Origin of the sequence: Rodentibacter sp. JRC1 (genome assembly GCF_020521555.1) — a bacterium.
In the GTDB taxonomy this organism is placed as follows: Bacteria; Pseudomonadota; Gammaproteobacteria; order Enterobacterales; family Pasteurellaceae; genus Rodentibacter; species Rodentibacter abscessus.
Window position 1 is genome coordinate 627,624 of record NZ_BPWA01000001.1, and the last position, 17,273, is coordinate 644,896.

Here is a 17,273-nt window from a genome sequence, read left to right on the forward strand (position 1 = left end):
AGGTAAATTAATTAGTTCGTTCTTCAATAATTCCACCGCCTAAACAGACTTCATCAAGATAAAATACTGCGGATTGTCCCGGTGTTACGGCTGCTTGCGGTTCATCAAAAATAACCTGAATAGTTTCATCATCAATAGGTTCAATGACACAAGGAATATCTGTTTGACGATAACGGGTTTTAACTGTGCAACGTAATGGTTGGCAAATCGGTTGACGATCAACCCAATGGAGTTGTTTTGCAATTAAACCATTGGAAAATAAACGAGGATGATCCGCTCCTTGTGCAACAATCAACTCGTTATTTTCTACATCTTTATCCACTACATACCAAGCTTCATCGCCGGCATTTTTTAAACCGCCAATGCCTAAACCCTTGCGTTGCCCTAGTGTGTGGTACATTAAGCCATCATGACGACCGATCACTTCACCCTCTACGGTACGAATGTTGCCCGGTTGTGCCGGTAAATAACGAGCGAGGAAATCTTTAAATTTACGTTCACCGATAAAGCAAATGCCGGTTGAATCCTTTTTCTTCGCGGTGATTAAGCCTAAATCTTCCGCAATTGCACGCACTATCGGTTTTTCTATTTCTCCTACCGGGAATAGGCTTTGTCCCACTTGTTTATGACTCAAGGTGTATAAGAAGTAACTTTGATCTTTATTGGCGTCCAAGCCACGTAATAGCTTTGCGTTACTATCATCATCTGTACGGCGTACATAATGACCTGTCGCAATATAGTTCGCGCCAAGATCTTCTGCTGCATATTCTAAAAAGGCTTTGAATTTGATTTCTTTGTTGCAAAGAATATCGGGATTGGGGGTACGACCGGCTTTATATTCCGTTAAGAAATGTTCGAACACATTATCCCAATATTCTGCGGCAAAATTAATTTTATGTAATTTGATGCCTAGTTTATCGCATACGGCTTGTGCATCTGCTAAATCAGCGGCTGCGGTACAATAATCCGTGTCATCATCTTCCTCCCAATTTTTCATAAATAGGCCTTCCACTTGGTAACCTTGTTGTTGAAGAATAAAAGCGGAAACTGATGAATCTACGCCGCCGGACATTCCGCAAATCACTTTTTTGGTTGCGTTTTCGGCAAGCTGTGACGGACTGAGTTTAGGAAAGTTTTGGTTATAAGTATTTGAAATTAACATAGTTCTCCCGTAACTTCGGTTAAGGCGAAGCACATTGGTGGTTGTAAAATACCTACGGATTGTAGGCGGTAAATGAATTTATTTCATTGTGTTGGCTATTTTCACGTTGGTAAAAAACTTTTCCTGTTTTATCAATACTTTCAATAAGTTGTTGATTTGATAGATTTTGATATATGGATAAATCAAATAAGTAAGGTGTATAAGAATCCTCAAGATCGTTCCAAATATTGCTAAGAATCTCTTGAGTGATGAGCTTGCCTTTTAAGGTTAAATCAATATCCGAACCTTCTCTAAACGAACCTTTTACACGAGAGCCATAAATAATAGCCTGCTCCACTTCAGGATAACGAGCAAGTATGTTTCTAATAATCTGTTGCTGTTTATCGCTTAAACCGAACTGTTGCATAATGAATTTACTCTTTGTTCAAAAGCGATAAATAAAGGCAAATATTGGCTCGTAATTTTCTGAAATTCCGTGTCAATCATTGCCTCATCATAAGTATGAACAGTAAGATTACGGCTTTTAATCATTTCTAACCAAATTTCACCATGAGTAATCAGCCCTCGATTAAAAGCAATGCGTGTTGCAGACTTAGAACCGAAAAGCTCAGTCTCTCCCTCTTCTTTTAAAATATCCTGCATAAGTTTCCAAGCAAGTTCATGACAGATTTCAAAACTTTGGATTATACCTTTCTTAATAACTTCAATATCCGTATCTCTGTACTGTTCGACTTCATTAGATAAATAAGTTACTGATTTTTGATAGTTTTGAAAACGTTGTTTCCAACGAGCTTCTTGTAACACAGACACTCCTTTGAAATAGAGAAGTATTTTATCAATCTGAATTTATTTTACTTCGTAGAATTGCGAATCATCATTTTTCTTTGTAAATTTTTGTTCATATTCAGATTTGGCTTGCTCATCACCTGCATCAAGTTTTGATTGAAGCGTATCGCAAGGTTTATCACAATCGCAGGCTTTGGCAATACCAAGTGTTGATAAACCACCGCAGCTGCCTTTCAAGCTTTGTTTTTTGATAATAAATCCGATGGACATCAATAAAATGATAGTAATGAATGCAATTAGCGTAAAAAATAAAGTTTGCATAATTATTATTCCTTTGTTTCCGTTAATTTTTTAAATGCCGATGACATTTTGGTTTCGAAGCCATGGGCTGTTTTGATAATTAAATAAATGGCAAGGTCATTTTTTTCGGCAACTTCCATTGCTTTATCTTCACCAAGCACAAATAATCCGGTTGATAGACCGTCTGCCGTCATCGAAGTAGGTGCTAACACGGTGATTGATGCTAAATGATGTTGAATCGGATAGCCTGTTTTCGGATCAATTTCATGGGCAAAACGTTTTCCGTTTTCTTCAAAATAAATACGGTAATCGCCTGAAGTCGCCATTGCCATATTATTTAAACCAATCACATTTTCGACCGCTCTTTCACCTGTCAAATTCGGTTTTTCAATGGCAATCCGCCATACTTTGCCTTCTGCATTTTTGCCTTTAGTACGAATTTCACCGCCGATTTCTACCATATAATGTTGCACATTTAATTGTTCAAGTTTATCTGCAACTTGATCAACACCAAAACCTTTCGCAATAGAAGAAAGATCAATATAGACTTGGGGGACGGATTTACTTAATGTTGGCTTTTTACCGCTGAGATCAAGTGTGATTTTATCAATACCAACCCAAGCCTGACGTTCTGCCAGTTGCTCCGGTGTAGGTTGCTGTTCAGGGCGTTTTTCCGGCCCGAATCCCCATAAATTCACAACCGGCCCGATCGTGACATCAAGTGAGCCTTCGGTAACTTTATTTAAATGGATCGCTTCAGAAAGCACTGTGGCAAAGTCTTGAGAAATTTCGATAGGCGTATTTACTTGAGTATTTTGATTGAAACGGCTTAATTCGGAATCTTTGATGTAAGTGGACATTTTCGCGTTCACATCTTTCAGGATAGTTTCAATCTGTTTATGCGTATTCTGTGCATTTTCATTAACGGAGACGTCATCAATATATTTTATATGATAAGTTGTTCCCATCGTTTTACCGCTGAGTGAAACCATTTCAGGATCTTTTTTACAAGCCGAAAGAGTGAACATTAAGGTAATAGTAACAAATCCGATTAATACTTTTTTCATTTATTTTTCCTAATAGACAAATTACAGGCAAACTGACTTCTCAATCAGCTTGCCTGTAATTATTATGATAATGAAACGTACTTGCTCATTCTATAAAATACTTTAAATTTTGACCGCACTTCATAAAAAGTGCGGTCAATTTTTATGACGTTTTGATTAACTAAAATCAACCGCCGAAATCATCTAATAAGATGTTTTCATCTTCAACGCCTAAGTCTTTCAACATTTTAATTACTGCGGCGTTCATTACCGGAGGCCCACACATATAGTATTCACAATCTTCCGGCGCTTCGTGATTTTTCAGATAGTTCTCATAAAGCACATTGTGGATAAAGCCTGTGTAACCATCCCAGTTATCTTCCGGTAATGGGTCAGATAAGGCAACATGCCAAGTGAAGTTCGGATTTTCAGCTTGAAGCTGATCAAAGTCTTCCACATAGAACATTTCACGTTTAGAACGCGCACCATACCAGAATGAAATTTTGCGTTTAGAGTGTAAACGTTTTAATTGGTCAAAGATATGTGAACGCATAGGCGCCATACCGGCCCCACCACCGATAAAGACCATTTCCGCATCGGTATCTTTTGCGAAGAATTCACCGAACGGACCGGAAATCGTGACTTTATCACCTGCTTTTAATGACCAAATGTAAGAGGACATTTGACCCGGAGGCGCATCCGGTTGACGAGGAGGAGGCGTTGCAATACGCACGTTAAGCATAATAATGCCTTTCTCTTCCGGATATGAAGCCATTGAATAAGCACGGATAATATGTTCGTCCACTTTTGAAACATAGCGCCATAAATCATATTTATCCCAATCTTCATGGTATTCTTCGGGAATATCAAAGTCTTTATAGTTCACCACATGTGGTTCCGCTTCAATTTGAATATAACCACCGGCACGGAACGGAACTTCTTCGCCTTCAGGAATCGCCAATTTAAGTTCTTTGATAAAAGTAGCTTTATTGTCGTTGGAAATAACGGTGCATTCCCATTTTTTTACACCAAAGATTTCTTCCGGAAGTTCTACTTCCATATTGCCTTTCACGTTTACTTGGCAAGCTAAACGATAGCCTTCTTTGGCTTCACGTTTATTGATGTGGGAAAGCTCGGTCGGGAGAATTTCGCCACCGCCGCTTTTTACTTTCACTACACATTGACCGCAAGAGCCACCGCCGCCACAGGCAGAAGAGACGAAGATCCCTTTGCTTGCCAATGCGCCTAATAATTTGCCGCCGGCAGGTAAGGTGATCGCCTTTTCAGGATCATCATTAATACCGATGGTAATATCACCTGAATCCACAAGTTTCGATTTCGCAAATAAGATGATTGCAACTAACACCAATACGATAACCGTAAATGCGGCAATACCGAGTGCAAGAATTACTGAATCGCTCATTGATTACACTCCTTATAATTGAATACCGGAAAAGGACATAAAGCCCAACGCCATTAAGCCAACAGAAATAAAGGTAATACCCAATCCTTTTAGGCCTGCCGGAATATCCGCATATTTCATTTTTTCCGTTAAACCGGCAAGAGCTACGATAGCAAGCATCCAACCTAAACCGGAGCCAAAACCATATACGATTGATTCAGGGAAGTTGTAATCACGTTGAACCATGAAAGACACGCCACCAAAAATCGCACAGTTTACCGCGATAAGAGGTAAGAAGATCCCTAATGCGTTGTATAGTGACGGCATAAATTTGTCTAATACCATCTCTAAGATTTGTACTAAACCTGCGATAACGCCGATAAAGGTAATGAAGTTTAAGAATGATAAATCCACACCTTCAATTAACGCATTTTCTTTCAATACATTTGCATAAATTAATTGGTTGACTGGAACGGCAATCCCTAAAACGAAAGTTACTGCAATCCCTAAACCGAATGCGGTGGAAACTTTTTTTGATACCGCCAAGAAAGTACACATTCCTAAGAAAAAGGAAAGTGCCATATTTTCAATGAAGACGGCCTTCACAAATAGGCTAATATAATGTTCCATTGATTATTTCTCCTGTTGCTCCGGTTTCCATGTTCTTAATCCCCAGATTACAAATCCGATGATGAAGAATGCACTTGGTGCAAGTAGGAATAAACCGTTTGCTTGGTACCAACCACCATTTTGAATCGTTTCAAAAATAGTGATACCGAATAGTTTGCCCGAGCCGATAAGTTCACGGAAGAAGGCGACAATAATTAACATTGCACCATAACCTAAACCGTTACCGATACCATCCACAAAACTTTCAAGCGGTGGTGATTTCATTGCATAAGCTTCAGCACGACCCATTACGATACAGTTAGTAATAATCAAACCAACGAAAACCGAAAGCTGTTTGGATAAACCATAAGCATAGGCTTTCAAAATTTGGTCAACCACGATTACCAATGAAGCAATAATAGCAAGTTGCACGATAATACGAATGCTATTTGGAATATAGTTACGGATCAATGAAACAAAGAGATTTGATAAACCCGTTACTAAGGTTACCGCAATTGCCATTACAAATGCGGTTTCTAATTTTGTTGTGACTGCCAATGCAGAACAAATGCCGAGAATTTGTAATGCAATCGGATTGTTTTTCGCCACAGGGGCTAACAACAGATCTTTTAAATTTGTTTTTCCAGACATTAGTTTGCTCCTGCTTGAAGTTTTTCAAGATATTTACTAAAGCCGTTAGCACTGAACCAATAGTCGAAAGTACCTTGAACACCGTTACCGGTTAGGGTTGCACCGGATAAACCGTCAATACTGTGTTCATCTTTCGGAGCTTGACCTTTCACAATGCGAATCGCCGGTTTATGTTGCTCGTCAAATAATTTTTTACCTTTAAATAAACCTGCCCAATTCGGGTTTTCAATTTCACCACCAAGTCCCGGAGTTTCTCCATGTTGGTAGTAAGTTATACCGTTAATGGTGTTTCCGTCCGGCTGAACAGAGACTAAACCGTACATTACAGACCATAAACCGGTACCGTAAATCGGTAAAATCACTTGTTGGGTTTGCCCTTGCTCATCTTTCACAAGATACACTTCGGCAGTTTTGGCACGAGTGCGGATTCGTGCTTTATCTTCATCAGCCGGTATTGCCAGTAAGCTTTCGTCGGCTTGTTGAACATACTCACCGCTGTTTAAATCAACAAAACGTGGTTCAATAAACTTCGCGTAGGTCTCTTTTACATTTGTTTTTTCTTGTAAAAGACCTGCTACGTTTAAGATATTTTTTTGTTTATCGAGTAATTTTTGTTCTTCTTGTGCCGGTTTTAACATTACCGCAGAACCTGCAACAATAACGGAACAAACTAAACTCAATAGCAACACAACAAGAATTGTGCCGCCTACACTGTCTTTATTAAACTTAGCCATTTGTTCTCGCTCTCCGACGTTTGATATTTGCTTGAACTACGAGGTAGTCAAAAATCGGTGCAAATAGATTTGCAAATAAAATCGCTAACATCATACCTTCCGGATATGCCGGGTTTACAGTACGAATTAGCACCGCCATTACGCCGATTAATGCGCCATACCACCATTTACCCGTGTTAGTAAAAGAAGCGGAAACAGGATCAGTCGCCATAAACACCATACCTAATGCAAAACCACCTAAAACAAGATGCCAATGCCAAGGCATTGAGAACATTTGGTTAGTTTCGGAACCAATAAGATTAAATAGGGTTGAAGTTGCGATCATACCGATCATTACACCGGCAATAATACGCCACGCTGCAATACGGGTGAATACAATGATTGCACCACCAATTAAAATGGCTAATGTGGAAACCTCGCCCATTGATCCCGGAATATTACCGATAAACGCATCCATCCAAGTAATCGGCGTGCCGCTTACTGCGTGTTGTAAAGCACCTTGACCACCTTGAGACCATTGAGAAAGTGCCGTTGCACCTGAGAAACCGTCTGCGGCAGTCCATACCAAATCACCGGAAATTTGTGCCGGATAAGCAAAGAACAGGAAGGCGCGACCTGCAAGTGCAGGGTTCATAAAGTTACGGCCAACGCCACCAAAGATTTCTTTTGCAACAACAATACCGAAACTGATACCTAAAGCGGCTTGCCATAATGGTAATGTCGGTGGAACGATTAAAGCGAAAAGAATGGTAGAAACGAACATTCCTTCATTTACTTCGTGACCACGTACAACAGAGAATAATAATTCCCAAACCGTACAAACGGTGAACACGACCAAGTAAATCGGAAGGAAGAAAATCGCACCTAACGCCATTTTACTACCCCAGCCTGCATTCAGGCTTAGATCTAAGCCCAAACCGTTCGCTAGTGCATAATGCCAATCGTCTGCGATTAATTGTTCTAAATTACCTAATTGATTTAACGCAGGAATCGCTTGGTTACCCACATTGTACATCCCGTAGAAAATAGCAGGGAATAATGCGAGGAAAACCGTGATCATCATACGTTTTGAGTCTAACGCATCACGAACGTGCGTGTTTTTGTGCGTTACCGTACCCGGTGTATAAAGCAAGGTGTAAATCGATTCAAAGATCGGATAAAGCTTGCTGTATTTACCACCTGGTAAAAACGCGGGTTCCATTTTTTCAAAAAGATTTTTTAAACCCATTTTTAACCTTCCTTCTCAATCTTATCCAATACTTGACGCAAGATTGAACCGTATTCATATTTGCCCGGGCAAACGAATGAACAAAGTGCTAAATCTTCTTCATCCAACTCTAAACAACCTAATGCTTGAGCACCATCTGTATCTCCGGCAATTAAATCGCGTAATAACAATGTTGGTAAAATATCCAACGGCATTACGCGCTCATAATTGCCAATTGGCACCATTGCACGCTCGCCACCATTTTCCGAGGTCGTAAAATTGAATAATTTTTTACCGAAATGACCTAATACGGTACGGGTAATGGAATATTTATTTGGTTGCGGAGTGATCCAACCGAAAAATTCTTTTTCATTACCTTCGGCAATCACCGACACTTGCAATGCGTAACGACCTAAATAGTCATGCGCACCTTTTGCCGTGTTACCACAAAGCACAGAACCGGAAATGACTCGATTTTCACCCGCAATTAGTTCATCTTTAGTTAATTGAGAAAGATTTGCACCGATCACCGTACGCACTAAACGAGGTTCTTTTACCTGCGGACCGGCAAGTGAAATAACACGTTCTACGTAAAGTTCGCCACTCGTGAATAATTTACCGATAGCAATGACATCTTGGTAATTAATATGCCATACGGTTTTTTGTGCACCGACAGGGTCAATAAAGTGAATATGTGTTCCAACAAGACCGGCCGGATGTACACCACCGAAATCATGAATTTCAAGATTTGATAAATCCACTGTTGGAATATTCGTGTCGCCGGCTTTACATAAACGCAACGGTTTAGACGGGAATAAACGGCTTAGTACGGTTAAACCATTGGTGAAATCTTGCCAATGTTCTTTTAACACTACCTCAGGATCGGCAGCCAACGGATTCGTATCCATCGCGTTTACGAAGATAGAAGAAGGTTCGCTTTCAATCGCCGGAATTTTGCTGAACGGACGAGTGCGCAATGCAGTCCATAATCCTGATTCTACAAGGTTTTGTTTTACTTGTTCGGAAGAAAGCGTATTGAGTTCATCTGCATTATATTTCGCAAAAGTGATCTGTTCATCACCTTTCACATCAATTACCACAGATTGTAATACACGTTTTTCGCCACGATTAATTGCTGTGATAGTACCGCTTGCAGGGGCTGTGAAAACCACACCCGGATTTTTCTTGTCTTCAAAAAGTACTTGACCTTTCTTAACAGTATCACCTTCGCGCACCTTCATAGAAGGACGCATCCCCACATACTCCTCACCAAGAATCGCAACCTGATTCACAACATTACCGTTGTGGATTACTTGTGCCGGTTTTCCTGCAATAGGAAGATCCAAGCCTTTTTTAATTGTAATCATATTGTTTGCACTACTTTTCAAGGTTAAAAATATGATTGCAAATAAGCAAACTTAAATGCAATCTCGTGTTTGAGCGTGACAGAGAACACTTTAATCATCAAAGCATTAACCGCTGACACATAAATAAAAAAACTCAAATCGGCTCAATTTTTCAACAAGCGAAGTAATATATGCTTATCAAAAAATTAGAAATATAAAATTTAAAGCGCCTCATTCTAGCGAAAATTGACTTTTCATTCCACTTTAACCCACACATTTTGTGAAAAAATTGTGAACTTTTTAAGAAAATACACCTAAAGGACTAGAAATCGGAAACGGCATAAACCTATCGCCCTACTCCCATACAATTGGGTGAAATCGGGAAGGATTCTCCCCGCTTTTCCCATTCTTCTTTTGTGTAAAGATGAAGAGCCAATGCGTGAATGCCATTTTTTAAATCGTCAGAAAACAATTGATAGAGTTTTTGATGACGTTGTACTTTGCCCACGTCGATGAAAGCATCACTTACAATGACCAATTTAAAATGAGAATCGGCACCTTTTCCCGAACTATGCAGATGGCTTTCATTTTCCACGGTTACAAAGTGCGGTTGAAATTCGGCGTGAATTTTATCTAGCAATTCTTGCTGTTTTGACATCATCAATCTCCAATAAAATTTGTAGATAAGGCTATACATTAGCTAGCAAGTTTGCAAGAATAGCACAGATTAATGCTATTAATTGAGGAAATTATGAAACTTACCAACAAAATCAAAGCATTCTCAGCAGTTATCGCTGCGATACTTTTTCTTATCGGCTGTCAAGCACCCTCAAACACTTTAACATTCACACCACAGGCACCAACCGCATCAATGAATGTTAATCAAACAGCGGTTGTGTACGTAATGGCAAACGATGTGCGTGCTCAACCTGAAGTTTCCTTTTATGTGAAAAACGGTGAATTGGTTAAACTTAATGCTTCCCCGAGCGTCACGCAGTTATTTCAACAAGTAATGCAACAAAATTTGATAAGCAAGGGCTTTCGCATTGGACAAGCCAATAATTCAAATGCCGGCGTTACCGTTCAAATCAAAGACTTTTTTACCAATGTTGATCAGGGCAATCTACGCTATCACTTAACCGCTAAAATTCAAGTCGATGTGCTTGTGCAAGGTTCTACCGGAAATTACAGTAAAATTTTTAACGCGACCCGCTCGCAATCGGGCGCATTTAATGCCGATAATGATGAAATTCAAAAAGTATTGGGTGAAACTTTCAAAGATATTGTGAATAACATTTATCAAGATCAAGAGATCAGCCAAGCGATTAATCGGTACAGTCGCTAATTCCAATGGGGGCGATATCGCCCCTATTTTTCTTCCCACAAAAGCTTGACGAATTCCCCTTTCAAGCGTAACATTCGCGCGATTTTTAATTAGAAGGACACACACTTTGGACAGTCATAGTCGATACCGAATATCACTTTAGACTCTCGCCAACTTATCAGCGAGAGTTCGCTGGTAAATCGTTACCTTTCTTCGGCATCTTTTATTGAACGAATCCCATATAAAAACCGGTAGAAAACCGACCGCACTTTTATTGTGCCGATTTCGTTCGATTTCTTTTTTGTTCACGGTTGGCTCTTCATAATCCTAAAAGGAGTATGACCAATGATAAACGCATTTGCCATTAACGATGCACGTCTTACACGTCTTGATGAAATGGAAAATCTCAGTTCTGCCATTTGGCTTGATTTACTAGAGCCGACCGGTGAAGAGCGTGAAATGTTACAGGACGGTTTGGGACAAAGTCTCGCTTCTTTCCTTGAATTAGAAGACATTGAAGCATCCGCACGTTTTTTTGAAGATGAAGACGGCTTACATCTTCACTCATTCTTTTATTGCGAAGATGAGCAAAACTTTGCGGATCTTGCCAGTGTGGCGTTTACGGTTCGTGACGGCCGCTTATTTACGCTGCGTGATCGTGAATTACCGGCGTTCCGTTTATATCGTATGCGTTCACGTAATCAACGTCTGCTAGAATGCAATGCTTACGAAGTATTATTAGATTTATTTGAAACCAAAATCGAGCAACTTGCCGATGTTATCGAAAATGTGTACGCTGATTTGGAAGAGCTAAGCCGTGTTATCTTAAACGGTACACAAGATGAGGCTTTTAATGAGGCGTTAAACACTCTAACGGAGCAAGAAGACACCAGTTCTAAAGTTCGTTTATGTTTGATGGATACCCAGCGAGCGTTAGGTTTCCTTGTGCGTAAAACCCGTTTGCCGGCGAATCAGTTGGAACAAGCGCGCGAAATCCTACGAGATATCGAATCTTTACAACCGCATAATGAATCTTTATTCCAAAAGGTGAATTTTCTTATGCAAGCGGCAATGGGTTACATTAATATCGAACAGAATAAAATTATGAAATTTTTCTCTGTAGTTTCCGTTATGTTCCTGCCGGCAACACTTGTGGCATCCACTTACGGAATGAACTTTGAATTTATGCCGGAGCTACATTTTAAATACGGTTACCCGATGGCAATCGGCTTAATGATTGCTGCGGCACTGACCCCATATATTTATTTTAAACGAAAAGGATGGCTATAATGGAATTATCCCAAACCGCATTGTTTATCGGTTCTTTGATTAATCTTTATGCACTTGTGCTCGTTTTACGTGCGTGGTTACAATTTGCCCGAGTGGATTATTACAACCCGCTTTCACAATTTGCGGTAAAAGTAACGGAGCCGCTACTTAAACCGATTCGTAAAATTGCGCCGGTCATCAAAAATATCGATACCGCCGCATTTTTACTTATTTTCGTACTTGGCATATTAAAAGCCGTACTTTACTTCGGCTTGGTCATTGATGTGATGCTGATTTTAGGTGTACTCAGCATTTTAAAAGCGGTTGGTGTAGCCATTTTCTACGTATTATTTGCCGGTGCAATTTCAAGTTGGTTTAACCGTGGCAATAGCCCGATTATCTATGCCCTCTATCAGCTTTCAGAGCCTTTGCTCCGCCCGGTAAGAAAGATTTTACCGACAATCGGCGTCATTGATTTTTCGCCGATGGTGATTGTTTTTGTCTTGTTATTTATCAACAATTTTATGATTGATATGTTAAAAGGACTTTGGCTGATTGCAGGCTAAAACAAAATATAAGAATTTGGTTAGCCGCGATTTTCGTGGCTTTTATTTACGGAATAAGATGATGTCAGCGATTGAACAAACACCGGACGGTATTCGCCTAAAAATCTTTTTGCAACCTAAAGCCAGTAAAGATCATATTGTCGGGCTTTATGATGATGAACTTAAAATTACAATTACCGCACCGCCGATAGACGGACAAGCAAATGCCCATTTGTTAAAATTTTTAAGTAAAGCTTTTAAAGTACCAAAAAGTAGTATCGTGCTTGAAAAAGGCGAACTGAATCGTCACAAACAAATTTGGATTCCTAATCCGAAATTAATCCCGAAAGAAATCGAAAATCTATTGTAAAAACAAACAAAAAAATCACCGCACTTTCACCTCTCTCCCTGTTAATTTATACCGTTTTACGGTATCCTATGCCACGTTTTCCAATGTAAAAATCCCGCCGAAGTGCGGTCAAAATTTAAGGTGATTTTATGCAAGAACAATATCGTCCTGATATCATCGAACCGAAAGTTCAGCAATACTGGGCAGAAAATAAAGTTTTTAAAGCTATCAAAGACGAATCTAAAGAAAAATATTACTGTCTTTCAATGTTTCCGTATCCATCAGGCCGCTTACATATGGGACATGTGCGTAACTACACCATTGGCGATGTGGTATCACGCTATCAACGTATGTTAGGCAAAAACGTGTTACAACCTTTCGGTTGGGATGCGTTCGGTCTACCGGCAGAGGGGGCGGCGGTTAAAAATAAAACCGCCCCGGCAAAATGGACATATGAAAACATTGCCTATATGAAGAAACAGCTTCAACTTTTAGGTTTTGGTTTTGACTGGGATCGTGAAATCGCCACCTGCAAACCGGAATACTACAAGTGGGAACAATGGTTTTTCACCGAGCTTTACAAGAAAGGTTTAGTGTATAAAAAAACCTCAACCGTAAACTGGTGTCCGAATGATGAAACCGTGCTTGCCAACGAACAAGTACACGAAGGTTGCTGCTGGCGCTGCGATACGCCGGTGGAACAAAAAGAAATTCCGCAATGGTTTATTAAAATCACTGATTATGCAGAACAATTATTAGGCGGTTTGGACAATCTTCCGCAATGGCCTGATATGGTAAAAACCATGCAACGCAATTGGATCGGGCGTTCGGAAGGGGTTGAAATTACCTTTGATATTGCTGAAATAAATGAAAAATTATCGGTTTATACCACGCGCCCCGATACTTTCTATGGCGTAAGCTATTTAGGCATTGCCGCCGCCCATCCTTTGGCAGATCTTGCATCGAAAAATAACCCTGAATTAGCGGCATTTATTCAAGAAGCGAAAAACACCAAAGTTGCCGAAGCGGATCTCGCAACAATGGAGAAAAAAGGGATGGCGACAGGTTTATTTGCTATTCATCCGCTAACCGGTGAGAAATTACCGATTTGGGTGGCAAACTTTGTGTTAATGCACTATGGAACCGGGGCGGTGATGGCGGTACCGGCACACGATCAACGTGACTATGAGTTTGCACAAAAATATGGTTTACCGATAAAACAAGTAATTGCTCCGCTTGCCGATCAAGAAATGGATTTAACTAAGCAAGCCTTTACCGAACACGGCATCTTAATTAATTCCGCTGAATTTGATGGTGCGGATTTTGAGGATGCATTCAATGGCATTGCCGATAAATTGGAAAAATTAGGGATGGGTAAACGCCAAGTGAATTACCGTTTACGTGACTGGGGCGTTTCCCGCCAACGTTATTGGGGTGCCCCAATCCCGATGCTTACGCTTGAAAACGGCGATGTTGTGCCTGCACCTTTAGAAGATTTACCGATTGTTTTACCTGAAAATGTGGTGATGGACGGAGTTAAAAGCCCGATTAAGGCGGATCCAAACTGGGCGAAAACAACTTTTAACGGTGCGCCTGCATTGAAAGAAACCGACACTTTCGACACCTTTATGGAATCGTCTTGGTATTACGCCCGTTATACCTCACCGAAATTTTCCGAAGCGATGCTAGACAAAGAGGAAGCGAATTATTGGTTACCGGTGGATCAATATATCGGCGGTATCGAGCATGCGACTATGCACTTATTATACTTCCGTTTCTTCCACAAACTTTTGCGTGATGCGGGATTTGTGACAAGTGATGAACCGGCAACAAAATTGCTGTGTCAGGGAATGGTGCTTGCCGATGCGTTCTATTACACCAGCCCGACTAACGAACGTATTTGGGTTAGCCCGACACAGGTTACCCTTGAACGTGATGAAAAGGGTCGTATCATCAAAGCAACGGATCAGGAAGGTCGTGAATTAGTTCATACCGGTATGACCAAAATGTCGAAATCAAAAAACAATGGTATTGATCCGCAAGAAATGGTGGAAAAATACGGTGCGGATACCGTTCGCTTATTTATGATGTTTGCTTCTCCTGCGGAAATGACCCTTGAATGGCAAGAATCCGGCGTAGAGGGGGCAAAACGTTTCTTAGGTCGGGTATGGAATTTGGTCTATCAATATCAACAAAATCCGGCAAAAACAGCCCTAGAAATAACCGCACTTTCAGCGGCTCAAAAATCCCTTCGCCGTGAGGTTCACAAGACCATTGCAAAAGTGAGTGATGATATTGGCCGCCGTCAAACCTTCAATACCGCCATTGCAGCGATTATGGAATTGATGAATAAACTCACCAAAGCCCCGTTGGAAAGCGAGCAAGATCGTGCCGTGATGGCGGAGGCATTGAGTGCAGTTGTTCGTATGCTTTATCCGATTACGCCGCATATCTGTTTTGAATTATGGCAGGCATTAGAAAATGAAAGCCCTATCGATACCGTAGAATGGGTGAAAGCCGATGAATCTGCGATGGTTGAGGATGAAAAACTTATTGTTGTGCAAGTAAACGGTAAAGTGCGTGGTAAAGTAACGGTTGCGGCAAATGCGGACGAAGAGACGGTGAAAACCATTGCTTTTGCCGATGAGAACGTGAAGAAATTTACTGACGGTCAACAAATAGTGAAAGTAATTTATGTTGCAGGTAAACTGTTAAATGTCGTGGTAAAACCACAATAATCCATAAAAATAATCGGGCTTATTAGAGCATATCGCATACGCCCTCAACAGGGTTAATCTTGTACAGAACGTATCGGCAGCTCCATAAAATAAAAGTGCGGTTAATTTTAACGGTATTAGGTAGTCGTTGTACAAACCATTGTAGGGTGGCCGTAACGCACTAATAGATGAAATAGTGCGTTACGCAAAGCTTAACTCCCCTACAATTCAAGCTATTTCTGCTTTGTGTGTTTGCAACATAATACCGAATTTTAAAGGAAATTTTTATGCTCAACTCAATCAAAAAATTAGTGCTTATTTCCGGTATCGTTTTCCTTTCAGCCTGCGGTTGGCATTTTCAAAATGGGGCGTTAATTCCTCAGGAATTACGTACGATTGCCTTTGAAAGTAGCGATCCTTATAGTGAAATGTCAATGACAATGCGTCGTCAGTTGCAAGCGAATGATGTAAAACTTGTCAATGCAACACAGGGTGTACCGGTATTACGCATTAATAAACAAACGACAAACGATCAGGTCGCTTCTATTTTTAAACGTGGACGGGAAGCGGAAAAACTCCTGCTTCTAGAAGTGGAAGCCAGTGTACGTTTAGCCAATGGAGATACTTATCCAATTACTGCAAAAGTAAACCGCACTTTCTTTGATAACTCACGTGCCGCGCTTGCAAAATCGGCAGAGCGTGATGTGATTTGGAATGATATGCGCGATCAAGCCGCACGCCAATTGATCACAAAAATGGTGGCATTACAGCAGCAAGTAAAAGGTAAATAATGAATCGCATTTTCTCTGAGCAACTCAGTCATCATCTTTCCCAACGGTTAGCCAAGGTTTATTTCTTGGTGGGGCAAGATCCGTTGTTGCTCAGTGAAAGTGAAGAAATAATTTATCAGGCGGCTAATCGACAAGGGTTTGATGAAAAAAATAGCCTACAAATTGATAATCAAACAGATTGGGCGCAACTTATTGAAAGTTGTCAGTCAATGGGCTTATTTTTCAACAAGCAATTGCTTGTTCTCAATTTACCGGAAAATTTGACCGCACTTTTGCAAAAAAATCTTCAAGAATTAACTGCGGTGTTAAATGAAGATGTACTACTGGTTCTGACAATGCCGAAGTTGGCTAAAACCACAGAAAAACAAGCTTGGTTCAGCGCATTAAATCAGTATGAACCGAATGCATTATTGGTGAACTGTCAAACGCCTAGTGCGGAGAATCTTCCTCGTTGGGTAAAAAATCGAGTACAAACCATGGGGTTACAAGCCGATGATGAAGCTATTCAGCAACTTTGTTATAGCTATGAAAATAATCTGCTCGCCCTAAAACAAGCCCTACAATTACTGGATTTGCTTCACCCTGATCATAAACTTACCTACAATCGCGTAATTGCGGTGGTGGAACAATCTTCGGTTTTTACACCTTTTCAATGGATTGATGCGCTTCTCGCCGGTAAAGTAAATCGCGCTAAACGAATTTTAAACGGTTTGCAGGCAGAGGACGTGCAACCGATCATTTTATTGCGCACATTACAACGCGAACTCTTTACATTATTGGAACTGACCAAGCCTCAACAACGTATTCGTATAACGGATGCCTTGCCGGTTCAACAAATTAAGGCGGAGTTTGATCGCCTGAAAATTTGGCAAAATCGCCGCCCTTTCTTTTTAAGTGCCGTGCAGCGGTTAACCTATCAAAAGCTGTACGGGATTATTCAAGAATTAGCAAATATAGAACGCCTCGCTAAACAAGAATTTAGTGATGATGTATGGAACAAGTTAGCGGATTTATCCGTAAAAATTTGTTTATAAA

At 40.4% G+C, this 17,273-nt stretch carries 19 protein-coding genes; 7 read left to right on the forward strand and 12 right to left on the reverse strand.

The window, feature by feature from the left end; genetic code table 11:
- Nucleotides 1-7: 7 nt before the first annotated feature.
- The 12 genes from mnmA to HEMROJRC1_RS02830 all read right to left on the reverse strand — a co-directional run bounded on the left by mnmA (nt 8) and on the right by HEMROJRC1_RS02830 (nt 9,901).
- Nucleotides 8-1,162, reverse strand: a complete 1,155-nt coding sequence (mnmA, locus tag HEMROJRC1_RS02775; RefSeq protein ID WP_226691528.1) for a tRNA 2-thiouridine(34) synthase MnmA — start codon at nt 1,160-1,162, stop codon at nt 8-10.
- A gap of 52 nt (nt 1,163-1,214) precedes the next feature.
- Nucleotides 1,215-1,568: a nucleotidyltransferase domain-containing protein gene (locus HEMROJRC1_RS02780; protein ID WP_226691529.1), complete on the reverse strand. Its 354-nt coding sequence runs from the start codon at nt 1,566-1,568 to the stop codon at nt 1,215-1,217.
- Entirely contained in the window at nt 1,550-1,966 is a 417-nt protein-coding gene (locus HEMROJRC1_RS02785; RefSeq protein WP_226691530.1) for a nucleotidyltransferase substrate binding protein, read from the reverse strand. The genes HEMROJRC1_RS02780 and HEMROJRC1_RS02785 overlap by 19 nt, the downstream gene beginning before the upstream one ends.
- Nucleotides 1,967-2,008: 42 nt before the next feature.
- Complete coding sequence (gene nqrM, locus HEMROJRC1_RS02790) at nt 2,009-2,269, reverse strand: (Na+)-NQR maturation NqrM (RefSeq protein WP_226691531.1); 261 nt, start codon at nt 2,267-2,269, stop codon at nt 2,009-2,011.
- Between the two features lie 5 nt (nt 2,270-2,274).
- The gene (locus HEMROJRC1_RS02795; protein WP_226691532.1) at nt 2,275-3,315 is read right to left on the reverse strand and encodes an FAD:protein FMN transferase; all 1,041 of its coding nucleotides are present in this window, start codon (nt 3,313-3,315) and stop codon (nt 2,275-2,277) included.
- Between the two features lie 166 nt (nt 3,316-3,481).
- A complete protein-coding gene (gene nqrF, locus HEMROJRC1_RS02800; RefSeq protein ID WP_226691533.1) occupies nt 3,482-4,717 on the reverse strand; it encodes an NADH:ubiquinone reductase (Na(+)-transporting) subunit F in 1,236 nt (411 codons plus the stop codon).
- A gap of 12 nt (nt 4,718-4,729) precedes the next feature.
- Nucleotides 4,730-5,326, reverse strand: a complete 597-nt coding sequence (gene nqrE, locus HEMROJRC1_RS02805; RefSeq protein WP_005631374.1) for an NADH:ubiquinone reductase (Na(+)-transporting) subunit E — start codon at nt 5,324-5,326, stop codon at nt 4,730-4,732.
- A 3-nt stretch (nt 5,327-5,329) separates the two neighbouring features.
- Nucleotides 5,330-5,956 (reverse strand): NADH:ubiquinone reductase (Na(+)-transporting) subunit D, encoded by a 627-nt coding sequence (locus tag HEMROJRC1_RS02810; RefSeq protein ID WP_226691534.1) that lies wholly within the window; start codon nt 5,954-5,956, stop codon nt 5,330-5,332.
- Nucleotides 5,956-6,690 carry a Na(+)-translocating NADH-quinone reductase subunit C gene (locus tag HEMROJRC1_RS02815; protein ID WP_226691535.1) on the reverse strand — a complete coding sequence of 245 codons (735 nt, stop codon included), beginning with the start codon at nt 6,688-6,690 and terminating at the stop codon, nt 5,956-5,958. Before HEMROJRC1_RS02815 ends, HEMROJRC1_RS02810 begins: the two co-directional genes overlap by 1 nt.
- Complete coding sequence (locus HEMROJRC1_RS02820) at nt 6,683-7,918, reverse strand: NADH:ubiquinone reductase (Na(+)-transporting) subunit B (RefSeq protein ID WP_226691536.1); 1,236 nt, start codon at nt 7,916-7,918, stop codon at nt 6,683-6,685. Before HEMROJRC1_RS02820 ends, HEMROJRC1_RS02815 begins: the two co-directional genes overlap by 8 nt.
- Nucleotides 7,919-7,920: 2 nt before the next feature.
- Nucleotides 7,921-9,264: a Na(+)-translocating NADH-quinone reductase subunit A gene (locus HEMROJRC1_RS02825; protein ID WP_226691537.1), complete on the reverse strand. Its 1,344-nt coding sequence runs from the start codon at nt 9,262-9,264 to the stop codon at nt 7,921-7,923.
- Between the two features lie 325 nt (nt 9,265-9,589).
- Nucleotides 9,590-9,901, reverse strand: coding sequence for a BolA family transcriptional regulator (locus HEMROJRC1_RS02830; RefSeq protein WP_226691538.1), 312 nt, complete (start codon nt 9,899-9,901; stop codon nt 9,590-9,592).
- Between the two features lie 93 nt (nt 9,902-9,994).
- Here HEMROJRC1_RS02830 and HEMROJRC1_RS02835 point away from each other — a divergent pair, with 93 nt between their 5' ends.
- The 7 genes from HEMROJRC1_RS02835 to holA all read left to right on the forward strand — a co-directional run bounded on the left by HEMROJRC1_RS02835 (nt 9,995) and on the right by holA (nt 17,272).
- Entirely contained in the window at nt 9,995-10,588 is a 594-nt protein-coding gene (locus HEMROJRC1_RS02835) for a YajG family lipoprotein (protein WP_226691539.1), read from the forward strand.
- Nucleotides 10,589-10,912: 324 nt separating this feature from the next.
- Entirely contained in the window at nt 10,913-11,857 is a 945-nt protein-coding gene (gene corA, locus HEMROJRC1_RS02840) for a magnesium/cobalt transporter CorA (RefSeq protein WP_226691540.1), read from the forward strand.
- Nucleotides 11,857-12,402, forward strand: a complete 546-nt coding sequence (locus tag HEMROJRC1_RS02845) for a YggT family protein (protein ID WP_226691541.1) — start codon at nt 11,857-11,859, stop codon at nt 12,400-12,402. Before corA ends, HEMROJRC1_RS02845 begins: the two co-directional genes overlap by 1 nt.
- Before the next feature lie 61 nt (nt 12,403-12,463).
- Nucleotides 12,464-12,751 (forward strand): DUF167 family protein YggU, encoded by a 288-nt coding sequence (yggU, locus tag HEMROJRC1_RS02850; protein WP_226692914.1) that lies wholly within the window; start codon nt 12,464-12,466, stop codon nt 12,749-12,751.
- 128 nt (nt 12,752-12,879) lie between these two features.
- Nucleotides 12,880-15,468, forward strand: coding sequence for a leucine--tRNA ligase (leuS, locus tag HEMROJRC1_RS02855; protein WP_226691542.1), 2,589 nt, complete (start codon nt 12,880-12,882; stop codon nt 15,466-15,468).
- Between the two features lie 266 nt (nt 15,469-15,734).
- Nucleotides 15,735-16,238: an LPS assembly lipoprotein LptE gene (gene lptE, locus HEMROJRC1_RS02860; RefSeq protein ID WP_226691543.1), complete on the forward strand. Its 504-nt coding sequence runs from the start codon at nt 15,735-15,737 to the stop codon at nt 16,236-16,238.
- The gene (gene holA, locus HEMROJRC1_RS02865) at nt 16,238-17,272 is read left to right on the forward strand and encodes a DNA polymerase III subunit delta (protein WP_226691544.1); all 1,035 of its coding nucleotides are present in this window, start codon (nt 16,238-16,240) and stop codon (nt 17,270-17,272) included. Before lptE ends, holA begins: the two co-directional genes overlap by 1 nt.
- The last annotated feature ends 1 nt before the right edge of the window (nt 17,273 follow it).